This window comes from Microcoleus sp. MON1_C1, from assembly GCF_036701945.1.
In the GTDB taxonomy this organism is placed as follows: Bacteria; Cyanobacteriota; Cyanobacteriia; order Cyanobacteriales; family Microcoleaceae; genus Microcoleus.
Genome location: NZ_JAUBRO010000063.1, coordinates 17,605 through 32,687 on the forward strand (window position 1 = coordinate 17,605; position 15,083 = coordinate 32,687).

12 protein-coding genes are annotated in these 15,083 nt (G+C 47.2%); 8 read left to right on the forward strand and 4 right to left on the reverse strand.

Going from position 1 to position 15,083, the window contains the following annotated elements; translation table 11 throughout:
* Positions 1 to 219: 219 nt before the first annotated feature.
* From QUA62_RS25600 to QUA62_RS25610, 3 genes are all read right to left on the reverse strand, one after another.
* On the reverse strand, positions 220 to 684 hold the full coding sequence (locus tag QUA62_RS25600) for a hypothetical protein (RefSeq protein WP_333217479.1): 465 nt from the start codon (positions 682 to 684) through the stop codon (positions 220 to 222).
* Positions 685 to 873: 189 nt separating this feature from the next.
* Positions 874 to 1,434: a sugar O-acetyltransferase gene (locus tag QUA62_RS25605; RefSeq protein ID WP_333407560.1), complete on the reverse strand. Its 561-nt coding sequence runs from the start codon at positions 1,432 to 1,434 to the stop codon at positions 874 to 876.
* Between the two features lie 152 nt (positions 1,435 to 1,586).
* Complete coding sequence (locus QUA62_RS25610; RefSeq protein ID WP_006634815.1) at positions 1,587 to 2,261, reverse strand: hypothetical protein; 675 nt, start codon at positions 2,259 to 2,261, stop codon at positions 1,587 to 1,589.
* A 33-nt stretch (positions 2,262 to 2,294) separates the two neighbouring features.
* Here QUA62_RS25610 and QUA62_RS25615 point away from each other — a divergent pair, with 33 nt between their 5' ends.
* The 5 genes from QUA62_RS25615 (at position 2,295) to QUA62_RS25635 (ending at position 9,734) form a co-directional block, all read left to right on the forward strand.
* Positions 2,295 to 3,767 (forward strand): site-2 protease family protein, encoded by a 1,473-nt coding sequence (locus QUA62_RS25615; protein WP_333407561.1) that lies wholly within the window; start codon positions 2,295 to 2,297, stop codon positions 3,765 to 3,767.
* 305 nt (positions 3,768 to 4,072) lie between these two features.
* Positions 4,073 to 4,672, forward strand: coding sequence for a hypothetical protein (locus tag QUA62_RS25620; protein ID WP_333407562.1), 600 nt, complete (start codon positions 4,073 to 4,075; stop codon positions 4,670 to 4,672).
* Between the two features lie 126 nt (positions 4,673 to 4,798).
* Positions 4,799 to 5,869 carry a DUF6745 domain-containing protein gene (locus tag QUA62_RS25625; RefSeq protein WP_333407564.1) on the forward strand — a complete coding sequence of 357 codons (1,071 nt, stop codon included), beginning with the start codon at positions 4,799 to 4,801 and terminating at the stop codon, positions 5,867 to 5,869.
* A 304-nt stretch (positions 5,870 to 6,173) separates the two neighbouring features.
* Positions 6,174 to 7,355 (forward strand): sulfate adenylyltransferase, encoded by a 1,182-nt coding sequence (gene sat, locus QUA62_RS25630; protein WP_333407565.1) that lies wholly within the window; start codon positions 6,174 to 6,176, stop codon positions 7,353 to 7,355.
* A 207-nt stretch (positions 7,356 to 7,562) separates the two neighbouring features.
* Positions 7,563 to 9,734, forward strand: coding sequence for a caspase family protein (locus QUA62_RS25635; protein ID WP_333407566.1), 2,172 nt, complete (start codon positions 7,563 to 7,565; stop codon positions 9,732 to 9,734).
* A 223-nt stretch (positions 9,735 to 9,957) separates the two neighbouring features.
* On the opposite strand, the gene QUA62_RS25640 is transcribed toward QUA62_RS25635, so the two are convergent.
* Complete coding sequence (locus tag QUA62_RS25640) at positions 9,958 to 11,262, reverse strand: valine--pyruvate transaminase (RefSeq protein WP_333407567.1); 1,305 nt, start codon at positions 11,260 to 11,262, stop codon at positions 9,958 to 9,960.
* 599 nt (positions 11,263 to 11,861) lie between these two features.
* Between QUA62_RS25640 and QUA62_RS25645 the strand changes: the two genes are divergently transcribed.
* From QUA62_RS25645 to QUA62_RS25655, 3 genes are all read left to right on the forward strand, one after another.
* Entirely contained in the window at positions 11,862 to 12,404 is a 543-nt protein-coding gene (locus QUA62_RS25645) for a peroxidase-related enzyme (RefSeq protein ID WP_333095122.1), read from the forward strand.
* 21 nt (positions 12,405 to 12,425) lie between these two features.
* Positions 12,426 to 13,631 carry an adenylate/guanylate cyclase domain-containing protein gene (locus tag QUA62_RS25650; RefSeq protein WP_333407568.1) on the forward strand — a complete coding sequence of 402 codons (1,206 nt, stop codon included), beginning with the start codon at positions 12,426 to 12,428 and terminating at the stop codon, positions 13,629 to 13,631.
* Between the two features lie 392 nt (positions 13,632 to 14,023).
* Positions 14,024 to 14,863, forward strand: coding sequence for a Tab2/Atab2 family RNA-binding protein (locus QUA62_RS25655; RefSeq protein WP_333407569.1), 840 nt, complete (start codon positions 14,024 to 14,026; stop codon positions 14,861 to 14,863).
* Positions 14,864 to 15,083: the final 220 nt, after the last annotated feature.

Sequence of the window (15,083 nt, forward strand, 5' to 3'; positions counted from 1 at the left end):
TGTTAAATCTTTAATTTACATCGTTTCCGGTTGCCTCGGTATTTTTCAAAAATCCCAACAGTCAGTTTGCCCGAAAGCATAATTTTAGTCAACAATCAACAGTCAAAAATCAAATTGAGGAGTGCAACCGGAATTCATATTACATCTCAAAACTCGGAACTATTTTCGGTGCATCCGCTGGCTGAGGCACTGTTAAATTGCCCGAGTTGCGCGATTTGTTTAAAGAACCTTGTGAGTGTGTTCGTGCTGTTTCACATTGTCTTCAGTGCGAATGACGCGCTCGGAGTTGAGCACCCTTTTGCGTTCTAAGGAATAAGTAAAGTCGTTGCGAACTGTTCCCAAGGGAATGTGAAGTTGAGCTTGGGGGCGGATTTTGTAAGTGCGGGCAGCGGCGATCGCCCGAAAGCCAAATTCTTCGCTAAACTGAGCTGAGGTAGGGAATTCTGGCAACATTTTGGGTGTGTCGCCGTCGAGCACTGCTCCCAAAGTCGTCCCGCAAATCATTAAATAAGATGTAGGAATTCCCTTCAAAATTGCTTCCAAAGCTGCTGAGGGAATAGCTTCGATTACTTGCACTTCAAAAACTTCGCCTTCTTCTTTGATGAAGCAGGTAGCTACACCGACTGCTATGTAGTCGTCGGTGCAGAGATCGGGAGCGTTGGCATAAACTGTTGCAGTCGTCATAAGAAAAGCTTGGTAGTGTGGAAACCGGGAACGAGAAATTAAGCGATTTTAGATTTGAGATTTGAGATTTTTTCCAGCGTTTTTTTCGGGGATTTTACGTGAAAAATATCAAACCGGCTGTTCTAACACCTAAAATTTTTGGGTTAAGCTCCAAGGAGCCGATCGCACGATTGTGTCGATCGTACCACATCAAGGTAGATGCCGGATGATTCGGCAAGGATTCCCCGCCGCCACGACGTTTGCGGGAATATCTTTGACAACAACACTGCCTGCGCCGATCGTGCTATTGTCGCCAATAGTGACTCCTGGACAAATCATACTGCCGCCGCCAATCCAAACATTATTGCCAATATTAATTTCAGCGGCGAGTTCTCCGCCAGAAAGTCTAATTTCCGGGTCTGTGGGGTGAAAAGCTGTGTAAATTTGCACGTAGGGCCCGCACAGTAAATTTTCGCCAATGTTAACTCGGTTGCAGTCGAGAATCACGCAACCAAAATTCATGTACAATCCGTTTCCAGCATAAATATTGCTGCCGTAGTCGCAGTAGAAAGGTGGCTCGATTTCAACTTTTGGCCCAACTGCACCGAACAATTCTGCGAGAATTTCTAACCGTTTGTCTGGTTCATCTTCGCGGGTAGAATTGTAGGTTCTGGCGAGGCGGCGGGCTCGTTGGCGCTCTAAAATTAATTGCTCATCCGCAGCTAAATACAATTCGCCGGCGAGCATTTTTTGTTTTTCGGTTTTTTCCACAGTTTTTTCCCAGGTAAGAATCGGCGGTTTCAACCGCTACTTCACCAACGAACTGCCTCTCTAAGAGACTGAAGAATAATGTAGGGTGCGCTAGGCGCACCTTACCGCTATAATTAGCGCGTCAGATCATTTTTTGATGTTGCAGCATACATTTAGGGTTCAGGTTTTGACTGCAAACAAACAGCTAAATCCAGATTGGCTAATTGCTCAAAAGCTCGATCGATCGATCCTTTTCCCCGCAAAAAACCAGTATTTGCACCGGGACAAATATACTGTAAAGTTTCTGGCGAAAATCGATCGATAATTGACTTCACGCTGTTAATTTGCCTGGGCCAGTGAAAAGTTTTTGCCGTCAACAGCGGTACTGGGGCGGCTTCTCGGTTGGGGAGCAAGTGCCTACCCGAAAACAGCACTCCACCGCTGCCACTATGATAAAGGCAAGAGGAACCAGGAGAATGGCCAGGAGTCCAAAATGCTTTCATTCGATCGCTCACAACAAATTCTCGCTCAAAAACCGTCACCTTCAAACCCGGCAGTAAATAAGCTTCCTGCTCTTGAATCAGGATCTCGCACCCCGTGGCTTCCTGAATCTCCCGCGCCTTGGCGATAGCGCCGCGGTGGGTGAGAAACAGCAGTCGCACGCCGCCGTGTTCCCGCAAAAATGTTTGGTTAATCTCATCCCAAGCGGGACAATCCACCAGGATGTTAGTTTGGTTTTCTACAATGAAATAGGCTGTTGCACCCAGAGTTTCCCGGTTAGGCGGGAAAGCAAGGATATTGTCGAGCACGGGCCTGGGTTGTTTGGAGACTAAAGTCTGTTGTTTCAAGGAAGTATTTCAGAAGGGAATGGGATAAATATTATGTTCTTTTTACTATGGTTGTTCGTATTGGGGCTGATATCGTACTACTTGTTGCAGAACGGCACCAGCCGCATCACCAGGACTCCGATATGGCTGCTGTGGCTGGTAATGATGGCGCCCGCGCTGATTTGGAGTGGTTGGATTTTAGTTTACGGTACCAGCAAAACTGTACCGCCGGAGTTGGTAATTATACCTTTTCTGGTTTGCCCTTTTTTGTATTGGTTTTTGGTACAGTTGGGGCGCAAGAAAATTACCGCCGAAACTGCTGAGCAGCTAGCAGCAGAAGCGACTGAACCTGCAAAGCCAAAACCGCCCCTGCGCCCGATCGATGCAGCGGAAGAAGCGAGTTTGCGCGATTGTTTTCCTTGGTCAATTTACTTTTTGCGCGATTTGGAATTTCGGCCGCAGGCTGTAATTTGTCGCGGACAGTTGCGGACCAACCCCGAGGCGGCTTATAAGGCAATTCGGGAGAATGTGGAGAGGCTTTTTGGCGATCGCTTTTTAGTAGTATTTCAAAACAGCTTGAGCGGTCAACCTTTTTTTGCTATAGTTCCCAATCCCAGCCACCAATCAGGGGAAACTCCTGTCAAAACCGAATCTGTAACCCGACCCTTTTTCGCATTAGCTTTGCTGCTGATCACGGTGTTTACGACTACGCTTGTCGGGGCGCGACTTGCCGGAGTTACTGAACAAGCTTTGCAGTCCAACCCATCAATATTGCTCCAGGGTTTGGCTTACTCGCTGGCTCTAATTACAATTTTAGCAATTCACGAATCCGGCCACTATTTAGCTGCCCGATTCTACAAAATTCGCACGACTTTGCCTTATTTTATCCCGATTCCTTTTTTCTTAGGAACTTTTGGGGCTTTCATTCAAATACGGAGTCCAATTCCCAACCGCCGAGCTTTATTTGATGTTAGCATTGCCGGGCCCCTTGCGGGTTTAGTGGCGACAGTGCCATTATTAATTTGGGGTTTGAATCATTCGACTATTGTACCGCTGTCTGACAAGTCGGGAATGTTAAATTTTGAGTCTTTCAAACCCAGTTTTTCGCTGCTGATGACTTTGTTGAGCAAGTTAACCTTGGGCGGCGCTTTGAATGCGGAAACTGCGATCGATTTGCATCCGGTAGCGGTGGCGGGTTATTTGGGTTTGATCGTGACGGCGTTTAATTTGATGCCGGTGGGACAACTCGACGGCGGGCACATCGTACACGCGATGTTCGGCCAGCGAGCGAGTATGGCGATCGGGCAAGTTGCTAGACTTTGTATGCTGCTGCTTTCTTTTTTGGAACAGGGTTTACTGCTGTGGGCGATTATTTTGTTTTTCACACCACTAAACGACGAACCGGCGTTGAATGATGTCAGTGAATTGGATAATCGCCGGGATTTTTTGGGGCTAATGGCGATCGGGCTTTTGTTAATGATTTTGTTGCCGGCGCCCAGGGTACTCCTTGAGTGGTTAAATGTTTAGAAGGAAGAGGGAAGAGGGAAGAAGGAAGAAGGAAGAGGGAAGAAGGATTGATTTATCTAGTAAAAAAAGAAGAAGGAATAAGTAAGAAAAGAGAGGTTCAAAAATTCTCCCATGGTTGCTATATTAGGACTTCGGCATGGGGGTTAGAAACCCGGTTTCTTCCTAGATACTTCTCTACAAAACCACGATTTATCCCAGAAACCGGGTTTCTAAGGCGTAAGTCCTGTATACAAACGAGTTTAGCGTTTATTAACTCGCTTTCTCTCTCCAAGTAATCTATAGTTTCAGCGACTTATCTGAGAAATATGTCTTACAAATCCTTTACTTTCCAACAATTAAAAGAGCGATTTGGATTGGAACCGTCACTCAGTCCTATGTGGAGTGCCAAGGTTGTTCCTGTAGAACCCTCCGAATGGTTTTGGAGAAGCCTCGAAATTAGTTCTAACACTGCTGTTACAACTGCCAAAGAACGTTCCGAACGGATTATTTCTCCTCTTTTGTTAGAATTTAGGGAAAGGAACCACAGACAATTTTCTATTTTTTCTGGTTGGTCGTTTGATGTAGATGTTGAGCAGGGATTGAATGGGGAATGCGACTTTCTATTATCTTCCGTGCCGTTTGATTTTGAAATTAAAGTTCCGGTTTTTGCATTGAGAGAAACGAAAGGCCCAGAAATAGAATCTTGTCTGCCACAGTGTGCAGCACAAATGGTAGCGGCTCAGCTATTTAACGAACGCGAACACAATTCCATACCTGCCGTATTTGGCTGCGTAACTACTGGCGTTGTCTGGCGGTTTCTTAAATTAGATGGAAATAATTTAATTATTGATGCTGATGTTTATTGTGTCGATAATGTTCCTATGATTTTAGGTGTGTTGCAAACAATTGTTAATTCATACAAATAATTTAACGACTCTAATAAAATAGGTTGGTAGGTAAAATTTCGTTGTTATTACAAACTTAATGATATTTTTTTACCGGAGGCGAGAGCGAAAAAGTTTGACCGCCAATTAAATCATCTAGCTGTACAAATGATCGCAATTACTCCCGAACAAATAGCGCTAATTCCCATTTATCGCGAGAAGTGGCGACAAATTGGACTTTCGATAAAACCAGTCGATCGCCCGCAAGCGACAGCCGCCATCAACACCGCCTACAACATCATCGGCTGTCCTGAACCGGAAATTATTTTCTGTGACAGCCCTTACATAGCTTTGCAAGCTGTTGAACGGCTAAGGATACGCGATTCGGGTCGGGGAATGGGCAGCGAAATCAGAAACAAAATTCATAATGAATTGTACGATATATTACGAAGTCAACTCGGCAGGGAACTGGAAAATCAAATTTACAGCCAACTCTATAATCCGCTGTACGCTCAACTGATGAATCAACTGCACCTTCATGTTAAAGACGAAGTTTACGTCAAATTAGCAAGGAAGTTGGGCGGGAGATTTCAGAGATTTCTGATCGATCAAGCTGATTGTAATAACACCATAGTTTCCGAACTGTCAGCCTGTCACGGAAGTTGGGTGGATTTTTGTATTGGCGCGCTCAATTTGGAGTACGATCGCCCTTTATACTCAGCCTTTAAATCTTTAGTGGAAAACTGCGGCTGGATTTACCCGTTCGAGAAAAAATGCTTTGTGTGCGATCGCCCGATCCAACTTCATTTTGATAGCGAATATTTGCTCCACGCAGAAGGTCAACCAGCGGTTGAATTTGCTGACAAGTTCAGTGTATACTCTTATCGCGGCGTCCGACTGCCGGAAATAATTGGTCAAGTTCCGTCGCAGTCTTGGCAAGCTTCATGGCTGTTAACAGAACAGAATGCCGAAGTGCGGCGAGTTTTGATTCAGGCGATCGGCTATCCGAGAATTTGTCAAGAATTGCAAGCAACAGAATTGGATTCTTGGCAAGAATATACTTTGTTGAAAATTAAGAATAATATAGACATAGAGCCAATTTATTTGTTAAAGATGACTTGTCCGAGTACGGGACACCTTCACGCTTTGCGAGTGCCGCCAAAAGTGCGATCTGCTAAAGAAGCGATTAGCTGGGTAAATTGGGGAATAGATCCCGAAGAATTTCAAGTCCAGACTTGACCGAAAGCATCCAGGATACAAGCCCCCGGATTCATCCGTGGAGAAATAAAAAACCTCTGTCCGATAAACACACCCCCGAATTTATCCGTGGGGTCAATGCTTCAATCTAAAATCTAAAATCTAAAATCTAAAATCGATTGACGGGAAAGTTTAGAGTTTTGAGCGCGCGAGTTTACAGTTAAAGAATTACAGCGCCACAAAAGCAGCGTTCTGCACAAGTCCAGAACAATTAAAAAATGTAGAATTGCAGCCACCGCTTGATACTATGTACTCTGGCAGCTAAAACCCACAAATTCAAATCGACATGAGCCAGCATTCAGACCGCATTGCCCCTCACGGCGGCACCCTGGTCCACCGCATTGCCACACTAGACCAAAGACAAGAATTTTTCGATAAAGCAGAAGTCTTGCCACGAGTCCAGCTTTCGGATCGATCGATCTCCGACCTGCAAATGATCGCCATCGGCGCCCTGAGTCCCCTCAAAGGGTTCATGAACGAAGCGGATTATCGATCGGTCGTTAAACAAATGCGCCTCTCCAACGGCCTGCCGTGGTCGGTTCCCATCACCCTCTCGGTCTCCCAAGAAGTCGCCGACTCCCTCAAAGAAGGCACTTTAGTGCGCCTCGACTCGCCGGCGGGCGAATTTGTCGGGCTCTTGGAACTTGCAGAAAAATACCACTATAGCAAAGAAGAAGAAGCCCTCAACGTCTACCGCACCGACGACCTCAAACACCCGGGCGTCCAAGTAGTAGACAAATCCGGGCCCGTTAACCTCGCAGGCGATGTTTGGCTGCTGGAACGCGGACTCGACCCCCGGTTTCCCCAATACCAAATTGACCCGGCGAAATCGAGAATGCTGTTCACAGAAAAAGGATGGAAAACGATAGTCGGTTTCCAAACCCGAAACCCCATCCACCGCGCACACGAATACATCCAAAAATGCGCCTTAGAAACAGTAGACGGCTTGTTTCTGCACCCGTTAGTCGGGACGACAAAAGAAGACGACATCCCGGCTGATGTGCGGATGCGCTGCTACGAAATTCTGCTAGAAAAATACTATCCACACGATCGCGTAATTTTGGCAATTAATCCAGCGGCGATGCGCTACGCCGGGCCGCGAGAAGCAATTTTTCATGCTTTAATCCGCAAAAACTACGGCTGCACTCACTTTATCGTGGGGCGCGATCATGCTGGAGTTGGCGATTATTACGGCACTTACGATGCCCAATATATTTTTGACGAATTTGAGCCTGGAGAATTGGGAATTGTGCCGATGAAATTCGAGCACGCTTTCTATTGCACGCTGACGGAACAAATGGCTACAACTAAAACAAGTCCCAGCACTCCCGAACAACGGGTGCATTTGTCTGGAACCAAAGTTCGGGAAATGCTGCGCGCTGGTAAATTGCCGCCGCCGCAGTTTTCCCGGCCGGAAGTTGCCGCAGAATTAGCCAAGGCAATGAATATTTTCAATTACGAGATTTAAATCGGGAACATTGGTGGGGGCGACATTCTGCATAGTTTTGAATTTTGAGTTTTGAGTTTTAAATGGGAAATTTTCAACTTAAAGCTCAAAAGTTAAAACTTAAAAACTCCCTTAATACTAAACACTCACCATCTAATTAATTCCCCTAAAATTATTGAGGGGAATTTAACTTAAAATTCAAAACTTAAAATTCAAAGCTATTTAAAAATGGGACTCAAGCGGCGGGAATTTTTGCAGCAAGCTGGCCGGGTGCTGGCCGCCATCGGAATCAGCGAGGCCCTGTGGCTGCCGTTGGGCGATCGCTACCTCCAAGCCTTAGCGCAGCCGACAGCCAGGAAATTGGCTTTGTTGGTTGGCGTTGACAAATATCCAGACTCGCCCCTGCACGGCTGCGTCACGGATGTGGAATTGCAGCGGGAACTGCTGATATATCGGTTTGGGTTTGTGCCGTCGGACATTTTGACTTTGACTGACGCTAAAGCTACGAGGGAGAATATCGAGACGGCTTTTGTCACTCACTTGACTCAACAAGCAAAACCCGGTGACGTGGTAGTTTTTCACTTTAGTGGCTGCGGTAGCCGAGTCAGTTTGGGCGAGTCTCCCGGAAAAATGCAAAACAGTTTGGTGCCCGCGGATGATGTTTTGCCGTTGTTAGCAAACCGGGCGGTGAACGATATTTTAGAGGAAACGCTGTTGCTGTTGATGCGATCGCTCGCGACAGAAAATGCGATCGCCATCCTCGACACCAGCTACACCTATCCGGGTTTCCCCAAAAACGGCAACTTTCGCATTCGCTCCCGCCCCCGCCCCACCATCGGCGAGCCTCGCCTCGCAGAATTAACGTTTGCCCAAGACCTCCGCTCCCGCCCAAATCTCCGTCCGGACGCCGCCGTACTTGCCGCGGGCGCGAATTCCGCACTCGCCGCCGAACAAGAGTGGAACGGATTTACCGCAGGTTTGTTTACCTACGCCCTCACCCAAACTTTGTGGTGGGCAACTCCCGCTAGCAGTTTCAGCGTCAGTTTCGGCCGCGCTGCGGGTAATGTCGAGCAAATTGCGGGGTTATCGCAGCAACCGCAAATTCTCAATCACGATTTAACAACCGCGCCGGCGGTGAATTTTTCAAATTTAATTTTGAATTCCCCTGCATCTGACGGCGCTGTGACGGCGGTGGAAGAGGGGGGCAAAACTGTGCAGTTGTGGCTGGGCGGGTTGTCGCCCGGGGTTTTGGAGTGCTGCGGGGGCTCTGTGTTTGCAGTGGATTCCTCCGAGGGCGCGAGGCTTTTGCTGCGGGGACGCACCGGTCTGTCTGCCAAAGCCCAAGTTTTAGATGGGTCTGCTCAAACAGACGGCCAATTAACAGTCGGCGAACTCGTGAGGGAAGAAATTCGGGTATTGCCGCGAAACATCGGTTTGACAGTAGCTTTGGACTCGGGTTTGGAACGCATCGAGCGGGTGGACGCTACCAGTGCTTTCGCGACTGTGCCACAAGTTTCGGCGGTAGGCAGCGAGCAATTGGCTGACTGTCGGTTCGGCAGAGTCCCGGAAACAACTTTAGCCGAAACAGTCTCGCCTCACGAGCCTGTTTTGTCTCAAAGGCGTTACGGTTTGTTTTCTTTGGCTCAAATGCTGATTCCCGATACTGAGGGCGAGGGGGGAGAAGCAGTTAAGGTGGCGGTGCAGCGCTTGACTCCGCAGTTGAAAGCGCTGCAGGCGGGGAAGTTGCTGCGGCTGACTATCAATGAGGGCTCTTCGCGCCTGAAGGTGCGGGCGGAGCTGGTAACTCTCGCACCCCAAGCGCGGGCCGTGGCGCAGCGAGAGTCGGTGCGGGCCGGCGGTGATTATCGGCTGGAACCCCTGAGCGCGGAAAGTGAGAAATCCGCAAGCGCTCATATACTAAGTTTGCCAGAGGGCAGCCGAATCAGCTACAGGTTGTATAACGACAGCGATCGCCCGGTTTACTTTGCGGTGTTTTGCTCGGACTGCGCGGGAAGGCTGTCCGTACTCGGCGCTGAGGGCAAAGACTCTGTGGGAGGGATGTCGCGGGCGATCGCTCCTGGGGAGAATTTGACCGTGCCGGCGGCTGGGGCTGTTGGGTTGGCGGTATCTGGGGCGATCGGACTTGCGGAAACTCTGATTATATTTAGTGAGAACCCCTTCGCTCAAACTCTGGCTGCAATAGAAGCCGAAATGCAGCAAACGAGGGATGCCCTGCCAATTCGAGTGTTGTTGAATCCTTTAAATGTGGCGCGGGCGGTGCTCGAAGATTTGCACGCGGCTAGCATTCCAGGGGTGCAGAAAGTGGGGATATCGACGGATGATTTGGCTTTGGATGTGAATGTTTGGGCAACTCTGAGTTTTGTTTATCGGGTGGTTTAATTGTTAAAAACTCCTCGATCGTAGTCGGCGATTGAAATCGCTTTTGACCTCAAACTACACAAACGAACTGCACCTACGCGAGACTGAGAAATCATACCAAATCCGGCTTAAATACCCCCTCGATCTCGCTTGTCTGCGGAGGCGGACGAAAGTTTGACTTGTAGAACGGTTTCCACCGCCGAATGAGAAAGGAGGTGGATTTCTGCGGACTTGGTATAAGAAATCAAGACTGATAAAGCTTTTCTACCATTTGAGCCAAGCGTTTCATTGCAGTTTCAATCTCATCATTTGTTGCCGTCAAACTGATTCGTAAACACTCATGTTTGTGCTGCCAATCTTCCCGCAAACCTGGGAAGAAAGAACTTCCCGGCACGACAATTACGCCAACTTTTTTCAACTCTTGATACAGTTCCCAATCAGTCATTGGCAAATCTTTCAGCCACAACCACGCGAAAATTGCTCCTTCGCCCCGGTGCAAGAACCACGGCAAATCTTTCGGCATTGCTTGTTCGAGAGTGCTTTCTACGATCGCAAATTTGCTTTGATAGTAGGGGCGAATTACGTTGATGGAGATGTCGGCAAGAGCGCCGGAAGCAATGGCACGAGTTGCGATCGCCTGTCCGTATCTCGGCGAATGAATGCACATATTGGTCTGAAAACATTCTAATATTTGAATGATTTTTTCATCGCCGATCGCAATTCCGATTCTTTCACCGGGTAATCCCGCTTTCGACAAACTCATACAGTGCACGATATTGCCGCCAAAAATCGGCGTCATTTCAGTAAAATTCAAGGACGGGAACGGAGGGCCGTAGGCGGAATCAACGAACACCGGCACGTCGAAAGCGGCTGCTAAATCGGCAATTTTCTTAACTTCGTCGTCGGTGAGAACGTTGCCGGTGGGGTTGCAGGGACGGGAAAAAATGACGCAACCGGTGCTTTGGTCGATCGACAATTGGCTGAAATCCGGGCGGTATTTGAACCTGTGAGCGGCTGCATCAATATCGAGGGTGGGTTTGCAAGCGACTACCGCTTCGGGAATCAAGCTAACGCCGCCGTAACCCGTGTAGTCTGGGCTCAACGGTAGGACGATATTTTTAAGGCTACCCCCCCTAGCCCCCCCTTCGTAAGGGGGGGATGGGGGGGGTGCGGTGTAGCCGCCGAAAGCGTTGGCTGCGTAGAAGTAAATCGATTGACTGCCGGGAGTAATTAGGATATTGCGATCGGTCAAATTCAATCCGTAACGCTGGTTGAAATCCTCCCGCACCGCATCAATCAACGGCTGATAGCCTTGACTCGAACCGTAGCGACAAACCACCTCGCCGTATTCCGGGCCCGCCAAAAGTTCCGCTGTGCAGTCGCGCCACAACTGCTCAACTTCCGGCAAAATCACCGGATTTCCGGCGCTCAAATTGATAAACTCCTGCCCGCTGCCGGCTCTGAGTGTTTCAATAATATCTTTCATAATTGCCCGAACTCCCGTGAGGTGGGACATCTGAGCGCCAAATTGAGTCAGGGCAGGGTTCATAGCAAATGCAGCGACAATGATAGAAGTTTACAGTTTATCTATAATAACTCCAGTCGCAGGCGTTAGCGTAGCTTGGCTGGGGCATGGGTTGTCGATCGAGCGTCTGATTAATTCAATAAACTCGATCGCACAGCATTTTGTTTTTCCCCTCTGCGCGCGCCGGAGCATAAGATTCAGGGCATTTGTGAAGCCCTATCGATCGATCGAACATCGATCGAACAGTGTTTTTTGTCTAAAAATTAGCGAACGGAACAGCATTATCTAATTCAAGAGTTTTGGTAAGATTTCACACCGCCGCGCCCCATGAATTGCCCATACTTGACAGCAGCCATTGGAAACATCTAATATTAGCACTGTAACCCGATCGCAACAGAATTTTATTGGCTCCGGTTACTGCTATAATTGCAGGTTTAATCCAGCCTCAAGACTCAGATTTGTTGCTAGCTCATTTTCATGATTCGCGGTTTGCTGACAGCGGTGCATTTTATCATCAATCCGACTAAAGCCAAGATAGATCGTAAGGTCACCCTTTGAGTGGCGTTACATAACAAATACATAAATCCCAACCAAAATTAACCGCCGTAAACTTCAACACAACAATGACACACTTTCCACTTATAGAATACGAGCAACTTACCGATCCTAAAGCCAAAGCAGTGTACGAAGAAATCTTGACAGACTTGGGTTTTGGCATCGTCCCCAACCTGTTCAAGTCAATGGCAATCAACCCTGACCTATTAGAAGCAAATTGGAAAAAATTCCGGGGAACCATTCTGCAAGGAGACTTACCTCGCACGCTTAAAGAAATGGTCGGCGTCGCTATTTCCCAATCAAATAATAGCGAGTACGCTCTCCAAGTTCACCTGCACGGATTGTCAGCCTTGGGGATGAGCGAAGAACTACTGCGAACCCTAGTTTCTGACTTTGCCAACTGCCCTTTGCCAAAACGTGATAAAGCCGTAATTACCTTTGGCTTGCTGGCTGCTACAAAACCTCTGGAAATGACAGAAACTGATTACCAAAATCTGCGGGATTTAGGACTTGATGATTCAGAAATCTTTGAGATTATTGCGACAGCAGACTTGTTTAGCTTTGTCAACCGATATACTGATGCAATAGCCCTTGAAATAGATGCTTTGTAATCTATATTTTATACCCATATTATGGGCGATCGGCTAGAAGAGCAAGATCGAGAAGAACTTCTGTTAACAGCCCGCCGTTTGTTAGCAGAAGCTCAAGCGCTTTCCATCCGCATTTCCGCTGTCAACGAAGTTGCCACGGCCATTAACCGCACCCTAGATCTCAACCAGATTTTGCGGGTACTAGGCAAGCAAGCCAAATGGTTGCTAGACTTTGAACACTGTAGCGTTTGCCTGTACAGCACTAACGCTTGCATGACCTTATTTGGCCGGCATATCCCTGTAGATATTGGAGCCCTCCCAGAGGGCGGGCCTATTCACAAGGCTTTCACCACACGTCAACCTCAATTAATTCAAGAAGCGGGTGCTACTGCTATTTTATCCCCCTACGCTTCGCAAATTATCCTTCCCTTGGAAAGCGAAGGTAAGGTTTTAGGAACCATTAATTTTGCCACAACCAAGCCGCGGGCTTACACTCAAGAAGACTTGCGGATTGGCTATCTTTTGGCTTTGCAGCTATCCTCAGCTATCCGCAATGCTGAACGTTTTAAAGAGATAAATAGCCTGTATTCCGAGCTCGATGCCGAAAAGCACAAATCTGATCGGCTACTGTTGAACGTGCTGCCGGTTGAAATTGCCGAGGAGCTCAAAAATAACGGCAAAGTGGAACCACTTTATTATGATAACGTATCGGTTTTATTTACTGACTTTAAAGGCTTTACTCAGTTATCTGAAAAAATGACTCCGCGAGAGTTGGTTGACGAACTAGATTATTGTTTTTCTTATTTCGATCGCATGATGGATAAATACTCTATGGAAAAACTGAAGACTATTGGCGACAGCTATATGTGCGCTGCAGGAATTCCTACGCCTCGCCCAACACACGCATTTGACGCTGTACTTGCTGCCATAGAAATTCGACAGTTCATGGATTTGCGAAAATGGCAGAAAGCTCAACAAAATATCCCTTATTGGGATATCCGCATTGGCATTCATTCAGGCCCAATACTTGCTGGGGTAATTGGCCATAAAAAGTTTTCCTATGATGTATGGGGAGATACAGTTAATATTGCATCTCGGATGGAATCTTCGGGCGTACCTGGAAATATCAATATCTCTCACGACACGTTTGAATTAGTTAAAGATTTTTTTGAATGCGAATACCGAGGAAAAATATATGCTAAAAATAAAGGCGAGTTGGATATGTATTTGGTTCACCAACTTAAATAAATTAGGGAATGGCTAATTGCCTAGGGAAAATGGCTAAGCGAGCCTTTATACCATTTTAGATTTTAGATTGGGGATTTTAGATTGTGATTAGGGAATAACTGATTACTATCACGTTTTGGATCGCGGGCCTACAGTTGGCGTTTTTTTGACTGGTGTTAGATATAGCAATCCTAAATCACTCGTAAATTTTTTACCCCACCCCAACCCTCCCCTTGGTAAGGGGAGGTAGTAAGAAATTCACAAATGACTTAGGATTGGTCTATTGAAATAAAACTCAAGTATGAACTGAGAATATATCGCTCGAAGTTTTTTTTCATAGTTCGGTATTGTATCGGATTGTCACCAGGCTATATTAAAATTATCGAGTTGTAGATTTTATTTTTAAATTATTTATGAGTATTTGGCAAGTCGATTTTTACCGCCGCCCTCTCCAAGACGAAACTGGCAAACCACTGTGGGAACTCTTAATTTGCGACTCGGAAGGCAGTTTTCAATTTAGCGCTGTTTGCCGCCAGGGGGCCGCAAATTCCACTTGGCTAGCTTCGCAGTTGCAGCAGCAAGCTCAAACCCAAAATTTGCCCGCATTGATTCAAGTATTTAGGCCTCAGTCTCTGGGCTTAATCGAAGCTGCGGGCAAAGTTTTGGGCGTCAAGGTGGAAGCGACTCGGCGCACTGCGGCTCTGAAATTGCTGCTGCAACAACGCGCCAAAGAATATTTGAGTATGGCTAATTATACAGGTGAAACTTACAGTGCGATCGCCCTCGACTCGCCGCCCCCCGTGCCTTTACCCGAAAACCTCTGGGGCGATGGCTGGCGTTTTGCTTCCCTACCCGCCGGCGACATTGAAGAGGCTTTCCAAGGGCGTCCCCTGCCAATTTTGGAAATGCCAGAATTTCTGTTACCGCTGAATTTGGGCTTGGCCTCAACAGTACCCGTACCGGGAGTGGTGATTGACGGCGGACGCCAGTCTATGCGGTTGGCTAGATGGCTTCAGGATGCCAAACCTTTCGCTTTGAATTATATTGCTGGAGAACCAGACGGATTGATATTGGAAGCTGGGTTAGTAGATAGGTGGGTTGTGGCTACTTTTGAAGATAGCGAGGTGAAAGCCGCGGCCCAAATTTACCAACAGCGCAAGCAATTAAGTAAAGGATTACATTTTTTATTAGTCCAGCCCGATGATAGTGGCATGACTTATACAGGCTTTTGGCTGTTGAATTTTGATCGATAAGATGTAATATCAATTCCGGTTGCACGAGCGAAATGATTGTTGACCGTTGACTGTTGACTGTTGACTGTTGACTCAGCGTCGAAAAAGTGAATGGTTGAGTGTTAACTGTTGACTCGATTTTATTATTCCGATGCAACCGGAAACGATATATAGCAATTCCATTTGAGATGTAAATATGGATTTCTCTGGTAAAATAGGAAAGTTTGATAATAAATGAAAG